Annotated in this window: 22 protein-coding genes; 16 read left to right on the plus strand and 6 right to left on the minus strand. The window is 35.8% G+C overall.

Annotated elements, in window-relative coordinates; translation table 11 throughout:
- The first annotated feature begins 113 nt into the window (after positions 1 to 113).
- From BN1242_RS08755 to BN1242_RS08765, 3 genes are all read left to right on the plus strand, one after another.
- Positions 114 to 1097, plus strand: coding sequence for a ring-cleaving dioxygenase (locus tag BN1242_RS08755; protein ID WP_062354445.1), 984 nt, complete (start codon positions 114 to 116; stop codon positions 1095 to 1097).
- Positions 1098 to 1216: 119 nt separating this feature from the next.
- A complete protein-coding gene (locus tag BN1242_RS08760; RefSeq protein WP_062354448.1) occupies positions 1217 to 1843 on the plus strand; it encodes an alpha/beta hydrolase in 627 nt (208 codons plus the stop codon).
- Positions 1844 to 1938: 95 nt separating this feature from the next.
- Positions 1939 to 2181, plus strand: a complete 243-nt coding sequence (locus BN1242_RS08765; RefSeq protein ID WP_062354451.1) for a DUF2249 domain-containing protein — start codon at positions 1939 to 1941, stop codon at positions 2179 to 2181.
- Between the two features lie 178 nt (positions 2182 to 2359).
- On the opposite strand, the gene BN1242_RS13655 is transcribed toward BN1242_RS08765, so the two are convergent.
- On the minus strand, positions 2360 to 2506 hold the full coding sequence (locus BN1242_RS13655; RefSeq protein ID WP_158661061.1) for a hypothetical protein: 147 nt from the start codon (positions 2504 to 2506) through the stop codon (positions 2360 to 2362).
- Between the two features lie 287 nt (positions 2507 to 2793).
- On the opposite strand from BN1242_RS13655, the gene BN1242_RS08770 reads away from it, so the two are divergent.
- From BN1242_RS08770 to BN1242_RS08785, 4 genes are all read left to right on the plus strand, one after another.
- A complete protein-coding gene (locus BN1242_RS08770; RefSeq protein ID WP_062354455.1) occupies positions 2794 to 3567 on the plus strand; it encodes an amino acid ABC transporter substrate-binding protein in 774 nt (257 codons plus the stop codon).
- Between the two features lie 15 nt (positions 3568 to 3582).
- On the plus strand, positions 3583 to 4242 hold the full coding sequence (locus BN1242_RS08775) for an amino acid ABC transporter permease (RefSeq protein ID WP_062354463.1): 660 nt from the start codon (positions 3583 to 3585) through the stop codon (positions 4240 to 4242).
- Positions 4243 to 4281: 39 nt separating this feature from the next.
- Positions 4282 to 5028, plus strand: coding sequence for an amino acid ABC transporter ATP-binding protein (locus BN1242_RS08780; protein ID WP_062354466.1), 747 nt, complete (start codon positions 4282 to 4284; stop codon positions 5026 to 5028).
- Positions 5029 to 5305: 277 nt separating this feature from the next.
- The gene (locus tag BN1242_RS08785; protein WP_062354467.1) at positions 5306 to 5770 is read left to right on the plus strand and encodes a DUF5392 family protein; all 465 of its coding nucleotides are present in this window, start codon (positions 5306 to 5308) and stop codon (positions 5768 to 5770) included.
- A gap of 212 nt (positions 5771 to 5982) precedes the next feature.
- Here BN1242_RS08785 and BN1242_RS08790 read toward each other — a convergent pair whose 3' ends face one another.
- Positions 5983 to 6234 (minus strand): DUF1450 domain-containing protein, encoded by a 252-nt coding sequence (locus tag BN1242_RS08790; protein WP_062354470.1) that lies wholly within the window; start codon positions 6232 to 6234, stop codon positions 5983 to 5985.
- Between the two features lie 175 nt (positions 6235 to 6409).
- Here BN1242_RS08790 and aspA point away from each other — a divergent pair, with 175 nt between their 5' ends.
- On the plus strand, positions 6410 to 7849 hold the full coding sequence (gene aspA / locus BN1242_RS08795) for an aspartate ammonia-lyase (protein WP_062354472.1): 1440 nt from the start codon (positions 6410 to 6412) through the stop codon (positions 7847 to 7849).
- Positions 7850 to 7987: 138 nt separating this feature from the next.
- On the opposite strand, the gene BN1242_RS08800 is transcribed toward aspA, so the two are convergent.
- The gene (locus tag BN1242_RS08800) at positions 7988 to 9100 is read right to left on the minus strand and encodes an AI-2E family transporter (RefSeq protein ID WP_062354474.1); all 1113 of its coding nucleotides are present in this window, start codon (positions 9098 to 9100) and stop codon (positions 7988 to 7990) included.
- Positions 9101 to 9291: 191 nt separating this feature from the next.
- On the opposite strand from BN1242_RS08800, the gene chrA reads away from it, so the two are divergent.
- Positions 9292 to 10467: a chromate efflux transporter gene (gene chrA, locus BN1242_RS08805; RefSeq protein WP_062354476.1), complete on the plus strand. Its 1176-nt coding sequence runs from the start codon at positions 9292 to 9294 to the stop codon at positions 10465 to 10467.
- Between the two features lie 53 nt (positions 10468 to 10520).
- Here chrA and BN1242_RS08810 read toward each other — a convergent pair whose 3' ends face one another.
- Positions 10521 to 10862: a spore coat protein gene (locus tag BN1242_RS08810; RefSeq protein WP_062354480.1), complete on the minus strand. Its 342-nt coding sequence runs from the start codon at positions 10860 to 10862 to the stop codon at positions 10521 to 10523.
- Between the two features lie 45 nt (positions 10863 to 10907).
- Positions 10908 to 11177 (minus strand): hypothetical protein, encoded by a 270-nt coding sequence (locus tag BN1242_RS08815; protein WP_062354482.1) that lies wholly within the window; start codon positions 11175 to 11177, stop codon positions 10908 to 10910.
- 240 nt (positions 11178 to 11417) lie between these two features.
- Between BN1242_RS08815 and BN1242_RS08820 the strand changes: the two genes are divergently transcribed.
- The 7 genes from BN1242_RS08820 (at position 11418) to BN1242_RS08850 (ending at position 20140) form a co-directional block, all read left to right on the plus strand.
- Positions 11418 to 12335, plus strand: coding sequence for a proline dehydrogenase family protein (locus BN1242_RS08820; RefSeq protein WP_062354483.1), 918 nt, complete (start codon positions 11418 to 11420; stop codon positions 12333 to 12335).
- A 283-nt stretch (positions 12336 to 12618) separates the two neighbouring features.
- Positions 12619 to 15000 carry a 3-hydroxyacyl-CoA dehydrogenase/enoyl-CoA hydratase family protein gene (locus BN1242_RS08825; protein ID WP_062354484.1) on the plus strand — a complete coding sequence of 794 codons (2382 nt, stop codon included), beginning with the start codon at positions 12619 to 12621 and terminating at the stop codon, positions 14998 to 15000.
- 139 nt (positions 15001 to 15139) lie between these two features.
- On the plus strand, positions 15140 to 16315 hold the full coding sequence (locus BN1242_RS08830) for an acetyl-CoA C-acetyltransferase (RefSeq protein WP_062354487.1): 1176 nt from the start codon (positions 15140 to 15142) through the stop codon (positions 16313 to 16315).
- Positions 16316 to 16533: 218 nt separating this feature from the next.
- Positions 16534 to 18318: an acyl-CoA dehydrogenase family protein gene (locus BN1242_RS08835; RefSeq protein WP_062354490.1), complete on the plus strand. Its 1785-nt coding sequence runs from the start codon at positions 16534 to 16536 to the stop codon at positions 18316 to 18318.
- A 409-nt stretch (positions 18319 to 18727) separates the two neighbouring features.
- The gene (locus tag BN1242_RS08840; protein WP_062354492.1) at positions 18728 to 19084 is read left to right on the plus strand and encodes an arsenate reductase family protein; all 357 of its coding nucleotides are present in this window, start codon (positions 18728 to 18730) and stop codon (positions 19082 to 19084) included.
- Positions 19085 to 19187: 103 nt separating this feature from the next.
- Positions 19188 to 19571: a glycine cleavage system protein GcvH gene (gcvH, locus tag BN1242_RS08845; RefSeq protein ID WP_062354495.1), complete on the plus strand. Its 384-nt coding sequence runs from the start codon at positions 19188 to 19190 to the stop codon at positions 19569 to 19571.
- Positions 19572 to 19798: 227 nt separating this feature from the next.
- Positions 19799 to 20140, plus strand: a complete 342-nt coding sequence (locus BN1242_RS08850; protein ID WP_062354498.1) for a toprim domain-containing protein — start codon at positions 19799 to 19801, stop codon at positions 20138 to 20140.
- 45 nt (positions 20141 to 20185) lie between these two features.
- Here the strand turns inward: BN1242_RS08850 and BN1242_RS08855 are convergent, their stop codons facing one another.
- Positions 20186 to 21619, minus strand: a complete 1434-nt coding sequence (locus tag BN1242_RS08855; RefSeq protein WP_062354501.1) for a TcaA 3rd/4th domain-containing protein — start codon at positions 21617 to 21619, stop codon at positions 20186 to 20188.
- Between the last annotated feature and the right edge of the window lie 486 nt (positions 21620 to 22105).

Genomic DNA, 22105 nt, shown 5'->3' on the forward strand with positions numbered 1-22105 from the left:
GGAAAAAGCTAATGCTTTTTTCGAGGAGTCGCCGCCTTACACTACAATCAACAACTGACTAAAGTCCACAATAACCAATAACATTGCCAAAAAGATAAATTGGAGGAAAAATAATGAAACAGTTAAAGGGTATTCACCATGTTACTGCAATTACGAGTAGTGCCGAGAGGATTTATGAATTTTTTACGTACGTTTTAGGTGTACGGTTAGTAAAAAAGACAGTGAATCAAGATGATATTCAAGCATATCATTTGTTTTTTGCTGATGATGTAGGGAGCCCTGGCACGGATATGACATTTTTCGATTTTCCGGGTATTCAAAAGGGTGTTCACGGAACAAACGAAATAGCGAGGACGTCTTTTCGAGTAGCGAATGATGCAGCACTTGACTATTGGGTGAAGCGATTTTCCCGTTTAAATGTTAAACATTCAGGTGTGAAAGAGCAATTTGGTAAGAAAACTGTTTCGTTTGTTGATTTTGATGACCAGCAATATCAATTAATTAGCGATGAAAAAAACGAAGGTGTTGCCTCTGGTAAGCCTTGGAAAAATGGACCAATTCCCCTTGAATTTGCCATTACTGGATTAGGTCCTGTTTTTATCCGCGTGGCAAATGTGGATTATTTTAAAGAAGTGTTGGAGCAAGTATTTTTATTCAAGGAAGTTGCCCGCGAAGGTGATTATTACTTATTTGAGATGGGTGAAGGCGGTAATGGTGCGCAGGTGATAGTGGAGCATAATGCAGTGTTACCACAAGGTTGGCAAGGTTCGGGAACGGTTCATCATGTTGCTTTTCGTGTAGAGAATAGAGAGGAAATAGAAGAGTGGAAAAACCGACTTCGTTCGTTCCGTTTGCCAAATTCTGGTTATGTTGAACGCTACTATTTCGGGTCTTTGTATACGAGAGTGACGAGAGAAATTTTGTTTGAAATTGCTACAGATGGACCTGGGTTTATGGGTGATGAACCTTATGAGACTCTTGGAGAAAAATTGTCGTTACCACCATACTTTGAACCGAAGCGAGATGAAATTGAAAAGCTCGTTCGACCTATTGATACAGTAAGAAGTACGAAACATTTTGAAAAGGAGTATGAATAAAGAATTTTGTAGGGATTTGGAACAGGTTTTTAAGAAAGTTGGAACTGCTAATTGTGCTGCGATAGAATTATAAAATGGCATTGGATGGAGAGTAATGAAATTTTGTTTGAGGTGAGAAGATGAGACATATTTTTCAGAGTGGAAAAGAAACGAGTAACAGTACGCCAACGTTACTTTTATTGCATGGTACGGGAGGAAATGAATATGATCTTCTTTCGCTAGCAGAAAAAATTGATCCCGAGGCGAACGTATTAAGTGTAAGAGGAAATGTGTTGGAAAATGGGATGCTTCGATTTTTCCGACGACTTGCTGAAGGGATATTTGATGAGGAAGATTTAGTTTTTCGCACGAAAGAGTTATTTGATTTTCTAGGAGAAGCTGCTGAGAAGTATCAGTTTGACCGTGAGAATATAATAGCAGTTGGATATTCGAATGGAGCAAATATAGCAGCGAGTTTATTATTTCATTATAAAAATGCATTAAAAGCAGCGATATTACATCATCCGATGGTCCCAAGAAGAGGGATAGCTTTACCAGACTTGTCAGGGGTACCGGTGTTTATAGGAGCTGGCGCTAATGATCCGATTTGCCCGCCTGAAGAATCAACGGACTTAGCAACTCTTTTAGAAAAAGCAGGTGCGCTCGTTGAACTTCATTGGGAAAATCACGGCCACCAACTCACCTACTCGGAAATAACCGCCGCAAGCAAGTGGTACAACAGGGGGACTGTCCCCAACAATTCATAAAATTCAGTTATATTATACTACTTCGGTTTGAGCATGTATTTTCTAATGGTCGGGCATCTTAATGGATGTAAGTATGCTTAAATGAGGTGACAGTAGTGTTAGATGTGGAAAAAATTGGTGATTTGGTAAAAATTGATGTTCGGGAGCGGGCATTGCGTGGGGAACATCCCGGTCACGAAGTAATGGAATATATAAAACAAGCACCAAATAATTTGACTATAGAAGTACATGTTCCTCATGAACCGACACCTTTAATGATGAAGTTGGAAATGTTAGGGTATGAAATGAGCGTCAATAAAATTTCCGATGAGCATTTTTGCCTCGTTGTGAAAAAATAGTTCAATAAGTTGTTACAGCGGAAAAAAGTGTTTGAATCGAATAGAATCCCTAAGCTCATAAATATTTAGGAAGAGACCAGTAGGATTTTGTGCCACTGGTCTCTTTTAATGAGAAATATTTATGTCGGTTAGGTTAGCGTTAGATATTTGTAAAAATATGAATAGGAGAGGGCCGATATTATTTATTGCTATTTTTTAAAGCTAATTTAACGGCAAAATAAACGACCGCACCAGTGACGAGCAAATCAATAATCCAGCCGAAAAAACCAAAACCAAATCCACTACCCCACATCATGTTTCCATGCATCCAGGGAATACCCATCATTTCTATAACCTCCTTCAATATATTTCCTTTAGTTATTATGATAAAAGTACCTAGACCGAGTTTGTCCAGAAAACAATATTATATTACAAATAACAAAGAAAGGATATTAGCGTTTGCTCAACACTAAACAAACACTTTACCACTTTAGCATAGTGGGGGACTGTCCCCAACAATTTCAGTTGTTGACAGGTGGTTAAAAGGGTGTTATGATGATTTCATGCTTTAGTAATTTAGCACGTTAGCATACTAAAGTAAAAATTACATAATTTGAGAGGATGGAAGAAACTATGAAAAAATTAATCTTATTAACTTTCTCTATTATTTTTGTATTATCTATTTTTACAGGATGTTCTAATTCTGCAGGAAAGAATGACGATGAATTAAAAATCGGTATTGATGATAAGTTTGCTCCGATGGGTTTTCGCGATGAAAATAATGAGATTGTCGGATTTGATATTGACTTAGCAAAAGCAACAGCTGAAGCAATGGGTAAAAAAGTTAAGTTTCAACCAATTGATTGGAAAACAAAAGAGACAGAATTAAGCAGTGGAAGAATTGACTTAATTTGGAACGGCTATACTATTACAGATGAGCGAAAAGAAAAAGTTTTATTTACAAAGCCATATTTAGAAAATGCACAAGTAGTTGTTACGCTTGCTAATTCTCCAATGAGTAATTTAGCGGATTTAGAAGGAAAAGTAGTAGGCTTGCAATCATTATCCTCAGCAAGTGACGCACTAAATGCTAATCCAATTAGTAAAAAAGTAAAAAATGTTGTTGAATTTGCCGATAACGTTTTGGCTCTCACAGACTTAAAAAATGGTCGTGTAGATGCAGTAGTCATCGATGAAGTAGTAATCGATTATTATATGACAAAAGAAGAAGGTACTTTTAAAGTGTTAGATGAAACATTAGCCCCTGAACAATATGGCATTGGTGTAAAAAAAGGTAACGAAAAATTGTTAGAAGAACTTCAAAAAGCAATCGATGAGTTAATAAAAGATGGAACGGCCGCAGAAATATCTGAAAAATGGTTCGGAATCGACAAAGTATTGAAATAGTATGGAGGAATACGAGTGTCTTTTGACTATCTAAATATGATATTAAAACCGATGCTTCAAGGCGCACAAATTACACTATTACTTTTTATTATCGTTATAACAATCTCTATTCCATTAGGATTTATATTGACATTGGCTGTCAGAAGCCGCTGGAAGCCATTATCGTGGCTCGTGCAAGGCTATATTTACATCATGCGAGGAACACCGTTACTATTACAATTGCTCTTTATTTGCTTTGGGTTGCCATTGCTTCCAGTTGTAGGAGAATATTTAGTTCTTGACCGATTTGTTGCTGCATGTCTTGGCTTTATATTAAATTACGCCGCCTATTTTGCCGAAATATTTAGAGGTGGCTTACTAGCAATAGATAAAGGTCAATATGAAGCTTCACAAGTACTTGGCTTAAATAAATGGCAAACGATGAGAAAAATAATTTTGCCACAAATGTTCCGCGTCACATTGCCAGCTGTTTCAAATGAATCAGTCACCTTAGTAAAAGATACTGCCTTACTATATGCGGTAGCAGTTCCAGAATTGTTGCATTACGCTCAAACAGCAGTAAATCGAGATTTTACAATTGTTCCCTATTTTGCAGCTGGAATAATTTACTTAATTATTACCTTACTTTTAACAATGATATTGAAAAAACTAGAGCGCAAATATAGTTTTGAATAGCTTAGCAAAACTTCCAAAATGTAAGAAAGTGTGGGAATGATGGCGATTATAGAAATCAATAATTTACAAAAATCATTTAATCAGCTAAACGTATTGAAGGATATAAATTTTACAGTGAATAATAATGAAGTAATCGCGATAATTGGGCCTTCAGGTTCTGGAAAAAGCACTATTCTCCGATGTTTAGTTCATTTAGAAAAAGTAGATGGCGGCACGATAAAAATTGATGATAAATATTTAGTAGAAAAAGGAAATTATAATCAACCACGAAGTATCAAAGAGTTGACCTCAAAAATGGGAATGGTTTTTCAGCATTTCAATTTATTCCCCCATTTAACGGTAAAAGAAAACTTAGAACTGGTACCAAAAACTATTACTAAACAACCATATGAAGCTATAGAGCAAAAATCAAATGAATTGCTTAAAAAGGTCGGATTAAGTGACCGAATTTTTGCCTATCCTTCACAACTATCCGGTGGACAAAAACAGCGGGTAGCAATCGCTCGGGCATTAATGTTGAATCCAGAAATTATGCTTTTTGATGAACCAACATCTGCACTTGATCCGGAATTGACTGGAGAAGTTCTTTCGGTAATGAAAGATTTAGCAAAGGAAAATATGACGATGATCGTTGTCACTCATGAAATGGGCTTTGCAAAAGATGTAGCTGATCGGGTAATTTTTATGGATAGAGGAGAAATTGTCGAAACGGGCACGCCGACAGAAATATTTGAAAATCCACAATCGAAACGAACGAAAGAATTTTTATCTAAAAGTTATCGATGAATCATCCATAAATTTGAAATTCACCTATGCAATAAAGGATAAAATCAACTTTATTTTTTTTGACAATAACCCATATATTTAGTATGATTAAATTAGTTAAATACTAGTCCTTTTAGGGGAGTAGCTTTAGCAGCAAGGTCGTCAGTACAGAGTGAAGGCTCTCGGCTTTGTTGGCAACAATCCGTTGTTAGCAAGACCTAACCATCAGTCGGTAGGTCTTTTTTATTTAGCTATTGCATAAAATTTGTATAAATTTTTAATATAAAGGATGATTCATATGGATAACTTTTTAACTACAAATAGTTTTCCAGAAAATATTCGTAAAGAACTAGAAACAATCCAAAAGTTGATTTTTCCATTAGTTAGAAAAACTTCTCGATACATGTTTTGGACATTTCCACTAATCGGAATTTCAGTAATCAATCTTTTCTATTTACTTTTTATTGCTAAATTTAATCTCTCAGAAATGTACGTGATTTTAATTGTCTATGCTATTTTAGGTTCTATAGGTATGGCCTTATGGAAGGAAACGCGGTTAAATAAAAAGGAAATCCAAAATATTGGGTTGAGATACATCATTGAACGAATTAAAAAAAGCATCCATTTATCTGATGAACGTAAAGGTGAGTACATCCGAATAGTTAATGAACAACCGATTAACGCGATGGAAAGTTTTGTAAGGTTCTTACAGGAAGAAGACCGAATTGGAAAAAATCTCGACGAAGAGGAAGACGAAGAGTAATACGAAGTTCTGGCCCATTTTGGAGCCAGAACTTTTTACGTTTTAGGACAACTATTTATATACGTTTTGAGAAGTATTTTCATATACTAAACTGAACAGTATAGTGACTAACCTCATTTCAACTGGCGAATTTCTTTTATTACTAGTTTGTTTATGACGGATTTAAGCAATATCCAGCTTTTGTCATAGGGAAAATGCAACCACTTTTTTTACTATAGTTGTTGTTTCACTTTTGCTAGTAATTGATCTGGGGTTTCTCCATTAATAAATTGATTATTTAGTAAAAGATAAGGAGAACAAACACATTCCTCACAGTAACTTAAGCAATCCATTTCGACGATATTTACATTATACTCGTCCATTAATTCTTCTAACCATTCAATTGCTTGGTCATCAAAAAACTTATTTAAGTTATTCGTGCAACATTCCAGTTTACTCTTTTTTTTCCGCGAAAAAAGTTTCATTTTATCACGCACCTTCAAAACTATTATAATCAAAAATCTATCAAGAACATAGTCTCATGCTTTTTCCAGCAGTTTATTCTTTAATAAAAGTTATTTTCATAGTAAAAAAGATGTAATACTGTTATCATATAGTCGGATATAAAATATTATAATAACTAATCAGGAGTGACCTAACTTGTTGCAAAAATCTGTGCGGGTGGAAAAAGATTTCTTAGGTGAAAAGGAAGTACCGAAAGACGCGTACTATGGGATTCAAACATTACGTGCTGTGGAAAATTTCCCTATTACAGGCTACTCATTAGATGAACAATTAATTCGTGCTATTGCTATTGTAAAAAAATCAGCTGCTCAAGCAAACTTGGCTAGTGGTCAATTGGAGTCGAATATAGCCTTTGCCATTATTGATGCAGCGAACGAAATAATTGAAGGAAAGCTTCATGATCAATTTATTGTCGATCCGATTCAAGGTGGTGCTGGAACTTCTATTAACATGAACGCCAACGAAGTAATCGCTAATCGTGCACTTGAATTATTAGATGCAGAGAAAGGTCTATACGGAAAAATCAGTCCCAATTCCCATGTAAATATGGCACAATCTACCAATGATGCATTTCCAACTGCTATTCATATTGCCGTTTTGACTGCATTAGAAAAATTAATTGGTGGGATTGAACGGTTGCAAAAGACGTTTGAAGAAAAGGCATTAGAATTTCAATCGATTTTAAAAATGGGAAGAACGCACTTGCAAGATGCAGTTCCAATTAGATTAGGTCAAGAGTTTGAAGCATATGCTCGAGTAATTAAAAGAGATTTACAGCGAATAAAAAATACCCGAGAACATTTATATGAAGTGAATATGGGGGCTACTGCTGTTGGTACAGGTTTAAATGCTGACCCACTTTATATAGAAAAAGTAATCGATTATTTGCGAGAAAATAGCGATCTTCCGTTAAAGAAGGCGGAACATTTAGTTGATGCAACCCAAAATACGGATGCTTACGTGGAAGTTTCGGCAGCGTTAAAAGTTTGCATGATTAATATGTCGAAAATTGCAAACGATATTCGCTTAATGGCTTCTGGACCAAGAACTGGGTTTGGTGAATTACAGCTACCAGCCCGTCAACCTGGGTCATCAATTATGCCTGGAAAAATTAACCCGGTAATGGCGGAAGTAGTGAACCAAGTAGCGTTCCAAGTAATTGGAAATGATCATACTATTTGTTTAGCTTCAGAGGCTGGACAATTCGAACTGAATGTAATGGAACCAGTATTAGTTTTTAATCTACTGCAATCAATCAAAGTAATGACAAACGTATTTGATGTCTTTCGGAAGTATTGCTTGGAGGATATAAAAGCGAATGAAGAACGAATGAAACAATATGTCGAGCAAAGTGTCGGAATCATTACTGCAATAAACCCACATGTCGGTTATGAGACAGCAGCACTTATTGCAAAAGAAGCTATTGAAACAGGAAAATCTGTTCGAAGTTTATGTATAGACAAAGGAATTTTATCAGAGTACGAGTTGAATCAAATTTTAGACCCGTACGAAATGACGAATCCTGGAATTTCCGGAAAAAATTTACTTGGTCAAAAGAAAATTACGTTAAAATAAACTTACTTACAAATACATCTACTAGGAACACCATTAGTAGTTAATAGAAAAGGGGCGCCTTGCCGATGAGCACCAGTTACTCAAATATATGAGGTAGTGACTCTAAGACAAGGTAGCCCCTGATTTTTTACAATCATGTTAAGTGATATTTACTTGTTCTTTCCCATGTTTATGTGATTGGTGTAGACGTACGAACCGAACAATATTCAAAACAAAAGTTTTTGTAACAGCATAAACTGGGACTGCTAAAATCATCCCTAAGATTCCGGCTAAGTTTCCAGCTACTAATAATAGGATAATAATGGTAGCGGGGTGGGTATCTAATTGTTTTCCGATAATTAAAGGTGATAAAAGGTTGCTATCGATTTGTTGTGCCACTACAATCACGACAATGGCGAGTACTGCTAACATCCATGAATCAAATAAACCGACTAATACCGCTGGTGTCGCACCTAAAAATGGTCCGACATATGGAATAATATTCGTAACGGCTATAATTAACGCAAGAATTAGCGGATAAGGTAAGCCAATAATTAAAAACCCGATAAAAGAAATCGTTCCTACTAAAAGGCAAATGGTCATTTGGCCTTGGATATAGGCAGCTAACGTTTTATTCATATCTTTTAAAATAACAAGTCCTTCGTCACGATAAGATCTCGGCAAAAATTTTACAATCGACTTCGGTAGTTTATGTCCGTCTTTCAACATAAAAAATAGTAAAAACGGTACGGTTACAATGGTCAACGTAATATTAGTTACGACACTGACGATGCTAGTTAGACTAGAAGTAACCATTTTCGGAAGACCTGCTAAAAATCCAGTTAGTGACTGCTCAATATCTTCTAATTTCACATAATCCTGTGTTTGCACCCATTGGAAAATTTTTGAATCTCCCATTTCACTTATCATTTTTTGCGTTTCCCGAATATAGAGTGGAATATTATCGAATAAATCACCAATTTGTCGAACTAGTATCGGACCGCCAATGGCAGAAACGATTGCAATTAATCCGATAAAGATAAGATAGATTAATAAAATTCCTAATGTCCGTGGAACTTTATATTTCTCTGCCAATGTAACTACCGGATTGAAAAGAAAAAATAAAAAACCAGAAATCAGTATTGGGAAAAATAAAGTAGAAACAAAAATAAAAACTGGCTCAAATAAAAAAGAAATTTTCGTGCTTATGTAGATAATTGCAACAATTAACAAAATTTGGATTAGCCAAAACTGCGACTTCGACTTTTTCAAATGCAATTCTCCTTTCCTTTACTTCTGTCATATATACGAAAAACTATTACAAATGTTTCAAGAACAAAAGATTAATAAAAATTTACATCTGAAAGCTGAATTTGTAATAAAATTGTGTTATTTTTATCAGTATAACACGTTCCTACGTAAAATCGAATGCAGATGAAAAATTTTTAATAAAGGAGGAAACGATGAGTAAAAAAATTCGTACGTACATAGAAATATTGCTAATATCTCTAAGATTAGGGTTAACATCTTTTGGGGGACCGATCGCCCATCTCGGTTATTTTCAAAATGAATATGTGAAGAGGAAAAAATGGCTAGATGAGCGTACATATGCAGATTTAATTGCTTTATGTCAGTTTTTACCTGGTCCAGCAAGTAGCCAAGTGGGAATTTCCATCGGTATGATTCGCGGAGGCTTGTTTGGAGGGGTTTTATCTTGGTTCGGATTTACCATTCCGTCGGTCATAGCTCTACTTATTTTTGCACTAATAATGCAAGGTTTTGATGGTCATCAGCTTCCTGGTTGGATTAATGGATTGAAAATAGTTGCTGTTGCGGTTGTTGCCCATGCAGTATATGGAATGGCAGTTAAATTAACCCCAGATCGCACGAGGATAACGATTGCAATTATTACTGCTATTATTTTATTAATGTATCCTAATGCTATCGTTCAATTCGCAATTATTATCGTTGCAGGGATAATTGGTTATTTGTTGTTTAAACAAAAAGAGAACGAGGAATCGCCTGTACTTACTTTAACATTTGGAAAGAAACTAGGTATCGTAAGCCTTGCGACATTTTTTCTATTACTCTTTGGTTTGCCAGTTTATAGAAGTCTTTTCCCGAGTTTTTCTGCTAGTATTTTTGATGTATTTTATCGAGTTGGTTCCATCGTATTTGGTGGCGGTCATGTCGTATTGCCGCTGCTTGAAAGAGAAGTTGTCCCAACCGGCTGGATTACAGCTGAAGGATTTTTAGCAGGTTATGGGGCAACACAAGCAGTTCCTGGTCCTTTATTTACATTTTCCGCATATATTGGTGCAGTAGCTGGAGGTGTCCCAACTGGTTTGCTAGCAACTGTAGCGATGTTTTTACCATCGTTTCTATTAGTAATAGGTGTTCTGCCGTTTTGGAATCAAATACGAGGAAATATGAAATTTCGTGCCGCATTAACAGGAATTAATGCAGCAGTTGTTGGTTTACTTTTAGCTGCATTATATCATCCGGTATTTACAAGTGCTATTTCAGGTCCGTTAGAGTTTTCGCTTGCGTTAGCCGCTTTTGCTCTATTAATGTATTGGAAGCTTCCCCCATGGGTGGTAGTGTTGTGTTGTGCTCTCGCAGGTCAAATATTATTATAATAAGGTAGACAGGCTGTCCGAAAGACTTGCTTCGGGCAGCCATCCAAAAGGGATTAATGCATTTGAGTATTCGCGTATGGAAATTGATTACTATAACCTTGAAATTGCTGGTATGATTGTTGTAGTTTTTGCTGTTCAGCGGCATCAAAACCATACCAACCTTTTTTGAACATTAAATTAAATAGTTCTCTTTGGCAATTTTGTGTCTCCGTAAAAATGTTAAGTATATCTTCATACAATGGTTGGTGACTAGCCTCATTTAGTGCAACACTGTAGGAGGCAGTCATGTATTTTTCTGTTGCAAGCATATCATTAATAAAATCCCTGTCATTCATTTCCGGTGATTTGTGTAATTGCGTTGTAGGGTTTTGAATTTTATTTTGTTGGTTACTCATATTTTTAACCTCCTAAAAATTTGCAAACTTCAACTGCTGCGCCTGTTACATCATTTTTGGCGGTTCGGTCGTTCCTTGTTTATTTAAGTGAGACAAAATTGTTTGATAGTGACGCTGATGCATTTTACCGGTTTTTTCTAATGCTGACTTAATCTCAGGATCTTGCACTTGTCCAGAAAAAAAGTGCGCTTTTTTCATTGCTAGCAAATTCCAGGAAAGCATATCTGTTAAGTAAAGAGAATCTTTTACTGTAACAATATTAGGTGGTTGTGGCATAACGTTTTGACTGGATTGCGTCGTGTTTTGTTGTTGCATCTTTCATTCCTCCTATTCTTTACACGCTAAAAATGTATAACCATCCATATCGTCTCCAAAAAGTGATAATCTATGTATGTTACTCTTGAACTAAGACTAAAATTATGCGGATTATCTTTCAACAGTACTTTTTATTATCCTGTTTGAAAATTATCGTGGTAAAATAGTTTTAACTGATGTAAGGGTTTTCAGATTATTAGATACAACAGAGACAATATGCAATAAGCAGGGGGATATCGTATGGAGAAGCTGTTAAGAAATTTTTTCTTATTTTTATCGAAAAGTAAATTTTTAACGAAATTAGCTAAAAAGTATGGTTTGCGGTTCGGCGCCTCACGATTCGTTGCTGGGGAAACAATGGAACAAGCGGTTAAGACGATTAAAGAGTTAAATAAAAAGAGATTATCTGTAACCGTAGATTATTTAGGAGAATTTGTAGACAATGAAAAGGAAGCAAATGAAATCGCCGATCAATGTATATTGGCAATCGATGCCATCGCTAAGGAAAATTTAGATGCACAAATTTCTTTAAAAATGACATCAATGGGGTTAGATATTTCTAACGAAGTTGTCATGAATAATATGCAGCGCATTCTTGAAAGGGCAAAAGAGAATCATGTTTTTGTCACAATAGATATGGAAGACTACTCCAGATGTGAAAAGACGTTGGAAATTTTTAAACAACTGAAAGAAAAATACGATAATGTCGGTACTGTATTACAAGCATATTTATATAGAACAGAGCAAGATCTACGAGATTTAAGTAAATACAATCCAAATTTAAGATTAGTAAAAGGAGCTTATAAAGAATCTCCGGAAGTTGCATATCCAGCTAAAAATGATGTGGATGAAAATTATAAAAAACTGATTAAACTCCATTTAGATAATGGACATTACACTGCTGTTGCAACCCATGACGATGCAATTATTAACTATACAAAGGAGATAGTGGATAAATTTCATATCCCCCGTGAGCAATTTGAGTTTCAAATGTTATACGGTATTAGACCGGAAAAACAATTAGATCTAGTACGAGAAGGTTATAAAATGCGTGTATATGTGCCTTATGGAACTGATTGGTACGGATATTTTATGCGCAGATTAGCAGAGCGCCCAGCGAATGTTGCATTTGTACTTAAGGGAATCTTTAAGAAGTAATCTTTCTCCGATAACTATTTTTCATTACGTAAAAATTTGGTCAACGAAAAAGGAATATGTTCTACATATTTTCATAAAATAGTAGTACGAAGATTGTGCGTTTTTCTCGGCACAATCTTTATTTTTCAACAATAAGAAAAAAAATCACTTTTTTCAAACTTATTGATTGCGAAAGGAAGAAAAATTATATATATTTAAAATAAGCATAAGTAATGCGTTATTTTTTTGACAATAAAATGAATGAGTATTCATTCAAAAACGCACAGGGGGAGGAAAGGAATAAATGAAACGAATAAGTAAAGCTGCAGTGATCGGTTCTGGAGTGATGGGAGCTGGGATTGCTGCACATTTGGCAAACTCAGGTATTCCAACAATATTATTTGATATTGTTCCGAAAGAATTAACGGAAAAAGAAAAGAGCCAAGGTTTAACATTGGAAAGTAAAAATGTGCGAAATCGGATTGTGTTAGAAAATAGACAAAAATTGTTAAAACAAAAACCAGCACCATTAACATCAAAGGATAATCTCGCTCTCATTGAGGTTGGTAATTTAGAAGATGATTTACATCGTTTAAAAGAAGTGGATTGGATTATTGAAGTTGTTGTGGAAAATTTAACGGTGAAGAAGAAAGTGTTTCAACAAGTGGATCAGTACCGAAAAGAAGGATCCATTGTCAGTTCCAATACATCGGGAATCTCTGTCCATGCAATGGCAGAAGATTGTTCAGCCGATTTTAAACAACATTTTCTTGGAACGCATTTCTTTAATCCACCAAGATATTTGAAACTGCTAGAAATAATTCCGACTAAAGATACGTTACCAGAAGTTGTTCAATTCATGACAAAATTCGCCGAGGACGTATTAGGAAAAGGGGTCGTTATTGCAAAAGATACACCGAATTTCATTGCTAATCGAATTGGCACATATGGGCTTCTAGTAACTTTGCAAGAAATGTTAAAGGGCGGTCATTCCATTGGGGAAGTTGATTCTATAACTGGCCCACTTATCGGCAGACCGAAAAGTGCTACTTTTAGAACTTTAGATGTTGTCGGACTAGATACATTCATTCATGTTGCTAATAATGTGAAGGATCAAGTTGAAGGGGAAGAAAAGCAAATATTTACCGTTCCATCTTTTATGATTGACATGTTGGAAAAAGGCTGGTTAGGTGCCAAAACGGGTCAAGGTTTTTATTTAAAAAAGGGAAAAGAAATTTTAGAATTAAACCCTGCAACAATGGAATATGAGCCACGCAAAAAAATGAAAGCGGCTTCCATTGAAATGGCTAAACAGCAAAAAGGTGCAAAAGCGAAATTAAAAAATATAATTTATTCGAAAGATGATGCTGGGCAGCTCCTATGGAATATATTTGTACCTACTTTAGTATATACTGCCGAGTTACTTGGTGATATTGCCGATGATTTAGTTGCTATTGACAATGCAATGAAATGGGGCTTTGGTTGGGAACTCGGTCCATTTGAATCATGGGATGCCATTGGTGTTGAAAAATCTATAGAGCGTATGGAAAAGGAAGATGTAACTATACCAGCTTGGGTGAAAGAAATGGTGGCAAATGGCTACACTTCCTTCTATAAAGAAGAAAATGGCAAATTGTATTTCTACGATAAAGGTGAATACAAACCGGTACAGCAGAATGAAAAAGTTATTAATCTAAAATCATTTAAGAAACAACAAGGTGTTATTAAAAAGAACGGTGGGGCAAGTTTAATAGATTTAGGTGATGATGTTGCCCTATTAGAATTCCACTCACCAAGTAATGCGATTGGCTTAGATATTATTCAAATGATTAATTTCGCGATAGATGAAGTAGAAAAGAACTATAAAGGGCTTGTAATTGGTAACCAAGGAAAAAACTTCTGTGTTGGTGCGAACATTGGTCTCATGCTAATGGAAGCGCAAGACGATAATTTCTTTGAGCTCGACTTAGTTGTTCGTCAATTCCAACAAGCCATGATGAAAATAAAATACAGTTCGAAACCAGTTGTAGCGGCACCACATCAAATGACCCTCGGAGGCGGTGCAGAAGTATGTCTCCCTGCAAGCCGCATTCAAGCAGCCTCTGAAGCGTATATTGGTTTAGTAGAAGTGGGTGTAGGGCTCATCCCTGGTGGTGGTGGTAATAAGGAGTTGTATATTAAGCATTTAAATAGTTTGCCAAAAGGCATTAAATATGACTTGCAAGATGTTGCAACGAAAGTGTTTGAAACAATTGCGATGGCAAAGGTATCAACATCAGCTGCAGAAGCACGGGAAAATCATTTCTTAAGTGTTCACGATAAAATAAGTGTCAATAGTGACCATCTAATTTATGATGCTAAAAATACAGTTCTTGAATTATATGAAAATGGCTATACAGCACCAGTTCGTCAAAAAGTACCAGTAGTTGGAGAAACTGGCTATGCAACGATGCTGTTAGGTGCACAAAATCTTCACTTATCCGGCTATATTTCTGATCATGATTTGAAAATTGCTAAAAAGTTAGCATATGTGATTGCAGGCGGAAAAGTTCCATTCGGTACAGAAGTGGATGAACAATATTTATTAGATTTAGAGCGGGAAGCATTTTTAAGTTTGATAGGGGAACCGAAAACACAAGCAAGAATGCAGCATATGCTTGTCAAAGGAAAACCGTTACGTAACTAAAGGAATAAATCTCCGTTTCATTTTGGAAACAACAGTACAACAATACGAGATTTCTATCATTCTAACAAATAAAAATGAAGGTTTACAAATGAAGTAATGTATATTACTGGATACAGTTTGAAATAAAGGGGGAGCAGAAATGAGGGAAGCAGTAATTGTCGCAGGTGCAAGAACACCCGTTGGCAAGGCAAAGAAGGGTACGTTGGCAAATGTAAGGCCAGATGATTTAGGCGCCTTAGTAGTAAAAGAAACGTTAAAACGTGCAGGAAATTATAACGGCCCAATTGATGACTTAATCATTGGCTGTGCGATGCCAGAAGCAGAACAAGGGCTAAATATGGCAAGAAATATCGGTGCATTAGCAGGACTTGATTATACGGTGCCAGCGATAACGATTAATCGGTATTGTTCTTCAGGGCTACAATCCATTGCATATGGTGCAGAACGGATAATGTTAGGCCATTCACAAACGATATTAGCTGGTGGAGCAGAGTCGATGAGTTTAGTTCCAATGATGGGCCATGTAGCAAGACCGAATGTAAAGTTGGCGGAGGAAGCTCCAGAATACTATATGAGCATGGGGCATACCGCTGAACAAGTGGCAAAAAAATACGATGTGACAAGAGAAGACCAAGACGCATTTGCGGTTCGCAGTCACCAAAAAGCAGCAAAGGCGATTAGTGAAGGGAAGTTTGTCGAGGAAATTGTTCCCGTTGAAGTAACGCTTCGTTCCGTAGAAAATAATCAACTAGTAGAAAAGACTGTCCAATTCACAACAGATGAAGGAGTTCGTCCAGAGACGAGCATGGAAATACTAGCTAAATTAAGACCGGCATTTTCTGTCAATGGATCTGTAACCGCAGGGAACTCTTCTCAAATGAGTGATGGTGCTGCAGCTGTCCTACTAATGGATCGAGAAAAAGCAGAGATAGAGGGCTTAAAACCATTGGCCAAATTCCGTTCCTTTGCAGTTGGTGGAGTTCCACCTGAAGTGATGGGAATCGGACCAGTAGAGGCAGTTCCTAAAGCATTGAAACTTGCTGGATTGGAGCTTTCTGATATTGGTTTAATCGAATTGAACGAGGCTTTTGCTTCTCAATCGATTCAAGTAATTCGTTCTTTAGGATTAAATGAAGAAATTGTTAATGTTAACGGCGGTGCAATTGCACTAGGTCATCCGCTCGGCTGTACGGGTGCAAAATTAACTTTATCATTAATTCATGAAATGAAACGAAGAAATGTTCAGTTTGGCTTAGTAACAATGTGTATTGGTGGCGGAATGGGCGCTGCTGGCATTTTTGAATTACTACCGTGATTAATAATTTTGCTAGCTAAGGTCGTGCCAGCGGATTAGCGTCCGCCTGTTCCTGTCGCTTCGTTTTCGTCACCAAATAAATTAGGAACGGAAATTAACACGATTCTTTAACATACACACCCATGAAACCGATTTTTCACCATGGTGAATAAAAATAGCTGTATTTTCAAGGTAGCTAAATTATGAAAAGAAAATAATAAACAAGGGGAGAGAATAACATGACAAATACTTTAGATAGTGTAGTTAAAGGTGGGAGTTTCTTACTTGATGATATTACTCCAGAGCAAGTCTATACTCCAGAGGAATTTACCGATGAACATTTAATGATTGCAAAAACAACTGAAGATTTTGTTGAAAAGGAAGTAATGCCATTAGTAGAAAAATTAGAAAATCATGAGTTTGAACACTCGGTAAAACTATTAAAGCAAGCTGGTGAACTAGGACTACTTGGTACAGATGTTCCGGAAGAATACGGTGGACTTGGATTAGATAAAATCACGTCAGCGTTAATTGCAGAAAAAATGTCAAGGGCTGGTGGATTCTCTATTTCTCACGGAGCCCATGTCGGAATCGGCTCTTTACCAATCGTCTTATTTGGAAATGAAGAGCAAAAACAAAAGTACTTACCACTGCTTGCGACAGGGGAAAAACTAGCGGCATATGCATTAACAGAACCGGGGTCTGGTTCTGACGCCCTTGGAGCGAAAACAGTAGCCAAATTAAATGAAGCAGGGACCCATTACATTTTAAATGGAGAAAAACAGTGGATTACAAACGCAGGATTTGCCGATGTATTTATCGTTTATGCAAAAGTAGATGGAGAGAAATTTACTGCATTTATCGTTGAGAGAGAATATCCTGGGGTGTCTACAGGTGCTGAAGAGAAGAAAATGGGGATTAAAAGCTCTTCGACACGGACTTTAATTTTAGAGGACGCTGAAGTACCAGTGGAAAATGTCCTTGGTGAAATTGGCCGTGGACATATTATCGCCTTTAATATTTTAAATATTGGCCGGTATAAACTAGGTGTTGGAGCAGTTGGCGCTTCTAAAGTTGCTTTTGGTATTACATTAAAATATGCAAATGAGCGGAAACAATTTAAAACAGCAATCTCCAACTTTAATTTAACGAAGGAAAAGTTCGGTACATTGGCATCTGAATTATATGCTGCTGAAAGTTCCGTTTATCGGACAGTCGGTTTATTTGAAACGCGAATGAGTAAATTGTCTGCTGAACAAGCCCGTGATGGAAAGGAAATTGCTAAGTCCATTGCCGAATACGCCATTGAATGCTCACTAAACAAAGTATTTGCAACAGAAACATTAGATCACATTGTTGATGAAGGTGTGCAAATTCACGGCGGATATGGATTTATGCAAGAATATGAGATTGAAAGAGCATATCGCGACTCCCGGATTAACCGAATTTTTGAAGGTACAAACGAAATTAACCGCTTATTAGTCCCAGGCACTTATATTCGGAAAGCGTTCAAAGGGGAATTACCACTGTTTGAAAAGGCGCAAAGCTTGCAAGAAGAAATCATGATGTTAATGCCTGAGGAACCTGGTGATGAGCCACTAGCATTACAAAAATATATGGTAAGAAATGCAAAAAAAGTAGCGTTAATGGCTGCGGGTCTAGCTGCCCAAAAGTATGGAACAGACTTGGAAAAGGAACAAGAAATATTAGTTAATATTGCTGACATCGTTTCTTACACATATGCAATGGAATCGGCTGTATTGCGGACAGAAAAGGCGATTAATAACACTGGTTTAGAAAAGAATCAACAAAAGTTATTATATACAGAAATATTCTGTCAAGAGGCATTTAATCGCATAGAACAAGATGCAAAAGAAACAATCATTGCGGTTTCTACAGGTGATAATTTACGAATGATGCTATCTGCCCTTCGTAAATTAACTCGCCATACTCCGATAAATGTCATTGCGAAGAAACGCGAAGCAGCAGAACTGTTAATTAAAGAAGAAAAATATATTGTTTAATTTTCGAGTGAGACTTATCTCATAAATTGATGAAAGATTAACATTTCTATTACGTGCTTCTAGTGTGTGAGACGTGGGAACGTATGAAGATATAGTGTTAATGGCGCCTGTTTCCTGTTGTAAATCGAAGTTATCTAAACGGATAAATTCATATAAATATGGATATATTGCAAACAGTTGCAGGCTATTCCACTTATGGGATAGCCTGTTTTGTTTGCAAAAAAGTTACAAGATAAATTATAGTAATTATTATTTACTATTTTTCAACCATTCATCATACAGATGGTTAAGACGGTGTTAACGATGTTAATTTTTTGTAAAATAGAAAATGGCGTAATTTGCATTTGCTGTTTCTCTTTATTAATAATGGTATAATATAAATACAATCATAATTAAGGTGGTGGACAAGTTGGCCTTAACTTTTTATTGGTATCCAAAATGTGGAACATGTCGTAATGCAAAAAAATGGTTAGATCAACATAATCTCGAATATAATGCTGTACATATCGTTGAAGAGACACCTAACAAAGAAACGCTAGAAAACTTATATAAAACTAGCGGGTTAGAATTGAAGAAATTTTTTAATACGAGCGGGCAGAAGTATCGTGAATTAGGGATAAAAGACAAAATGAAAACAGCTACAGAGGATGAACTGCTCGATTTATTAGCTTCTGATGGTATGTTAATAAAACGACCTATTGTAACAGATGGGAAAAAGGTAACTGTAGGTTTTAAAGAGGACCAATTTGCTGAAACTTGGCTTTAAAAAGTGGTAAAATGATCACTTAGTAATTGCCAAGTCCCAGTTAATTATGCCATGATAAAATAAAGAGTTTTAATTTTTACATAAAGGTTGGAGGGATTATCAAATGGAAACACCAAAAGAATTGCGTTATTCAGAAGAACATGAGTGGGTAAAAGTTGAAGGAGATAAAGTTCGAATTGGTATTACCGATCATGCCCAATCAGAACTAGGTGACATTGTATTCGTTGAGTTACCAGAAGTGGGCGAGGAGATTACAGTAAATGAACCGTTCGGAAGTGTGGAATCTGTAAAAACAGTATCAGAACTGTATGCACCGATTAGCGGTAAAATCGTCGAAGTAAATGAAGAACTTTCTGATAGCCCTGAATTTATTAATGAATCACCATATGAAAAAGCATGGATGATTGTTGTAGAACCTTCTGATATGGGTGAATTAGAGAAGTTAATGACAGCAGAACAATACGATCAAATGGTTAGTGAAGAATAATAAAAGACGTCTGGGGTGACACTCAGACGTTTGTTTTTAAGTAAGGGTATGGTTTCTTCGTTAGCTCATGCGAATGACTAAAATCATCAACATCATTTTGAGCGAATAGGATAAGGTGTATTAACGGCTCGGCTTTATTGCAAGCGGAGAAAACTTAACAATCTTTTTATAGAAAATAACATATGATAAAGTAACCGTTCATTGTCTAACGATCATAGGTGATAAAAATGGGAGATACTAAAGTTATTATCGTTGAAGGCACGTCAGATAAAAGGAAAGTTCAAGATGTGGTGGATGAACCAATCGAAATCATTTGTACTAACGGTACGATTGGGATAAGTAAATTAGATGAATTAATTGATACATTATTCGATAAAGATGTATATATTTTAGTTGATGCAGATGATTCTGGAAATCAGTTGAGAAAGATGTTTAAAAGGGAGTTCCCGGAAGCAAAACATTTGTATATTGATAAAATGTATCGGGAAGTGGCAACATCTCCCGAAAATCATCTTGCAGAAGTGTTACTGAAAGCAAATATTAAAATCCACGGGAAGTTTTTAAGATGAGTTTACACAAAATTCGTAATTGTGGGGGACAGTCCCCCACAATTTTTATTCGTTGTCTTTTTCTTCTTCCTGCTTGTCACCATTGCCAGCCCCTTGTTTTTCCGCTAGTATGGCTTTAGCTTCTTCTTCGCTCCGAATGACGTATGTTTTTGAGTTAACATAATCGTATGCGACATATGGTTGGGTAGCAACTTTTTCAAACTTCCATTCTTTCGCACCTTCATCATAGTAAAGATCGATTCGTAAATCTTGGATACCTGTTAGCGCTCTATGAACTAATAAACCTTGAAAATACTGTCCTTCTGATTTCTTTATTCTAGCATTTAACACAATTTCATATCTCTTATCTCCATTGTTATAAAAAGGATCACCAAATGAAGATAAATCATAGTTAACATTGATTAAGGAATACATATGTTTTACTTGTCGATTTTGATGTTTTTTATAAATTTCTTCTACTGCTTTTTTATGAATGTCGCCTGACAATGTAATAACAGATGAATCGAAACTCTCTATCGCTAAAAAGTGTTGTTCAATTAAATCATTTGCCTGTTCCATTATTTGATTTTGTACTTCTTCTGGAATGGAATAAAAATTTGTAGAGATTCTAGGCTCCTTTACTTGTATTGGATCACTTTTCATCGTTCCCCAAGGATAATCTTTTTTAATATAAACTTTAACAGACCCATCAACTGGAAGTAAACCTAAACTAATTGGGTTTCCGTCGGTTTTTAAACCTGTTTCTTGCTCGTTAATGACGATATCTGCATCTTTTTCTTCGACACGTAACGTTACTTCTCTAATTTCAAACTCAATCTTTACCTCTTCGAAATCTTTCTGCAAGTTAAACAATGTGACTTCTTTAACATTATCCAAAGATACATACTCATTGGTAAAAACAGCTTTTACTGTTGCCGGCCCTGGAAAAAACGATTCATTTTTACTAGCATCGGTTTCTTTTTCATTAACCATCCATGTGATGTCATCTTGATTTGTAGTTAGTTTTAATTGTACTGGTGCAACTACTAATTGGTAACTATCCAAAATTCCCCATTTCTTTCCGCTATATTGTAAATTTATGTATCCAAATTTGGAATATGGTGTTACCCCTTTTTGTTTATCTCTTTCTTTAAGAAATTTGGCAGTATCCTTTAAATTGCTTTTCAATCCCGCCCATTCCTCGGGACTTTCTTTAAGGAAATCAAGGAAACGATTAACATCTTCCTGTGAAAAACTGAATTCCTTCGTTTTAGTTAACAATTTATATGCGGTAGTCCTGTCATTATTTTCAACAGCATCAATCCAATCCATTACTAATGTTTCTGGACCTTTATTTAACAAAAGAAAAATACTTGTTATCGCACCGACTAATACAACTATTGTACTGATTCCAATTATCCACCATTTTTTCTTCTTTTTTACTGCAATTTCTGTTTGTTGAAGTTCAATTTCCACATCACGGTTATTTAAATTATCCATTATTACCCTCCCGTAGTCCTAAAATTTCCAAAGAAAATCGATGTTACCCATTGCTCGTAATATTATTGTAAAGAACATAGTTAATTTTTTGAATAGGATAAAATATGTAAATTACCTTTTAAGACTAGGACTTTTTTCCCAAATCGAATGAAGCGATATTTACCATGTATTTTCTCGTTAGTAAATAAAAAAAGGAGACATTTCATTAAAGCCATATTTTAGTAGGTTTATAGGGAAAATGTACGTAGCATAAATTGTCGAAATGTAGGGAAAAAAAGAGTAAAACGAACTAGCATAATTTTTCCTCTAGTAAAATAGATTCAATTTTCGTAATAATAATGTAAAGTTTATTGACTGTATAGATGAACAACAATATAATCACAACAAAGAAGTGAAAATTTTATTTTTTGGCTTTTCAGATGTACAGTATTGATTTTTGAAAACTTGAAAGACGGCGACTCTAGTGCATACGTCCAATATTTGCCG

It is taken from the genome of Bacillus kwashiorkori, from assembly GCF_001375515.1.
Lineage (GTDB): Bacteria > Bacillota > Bacilli > Bacillales > Caldibacillaceae > Bacillus_BK > Bacillus_BK kwashiorkori.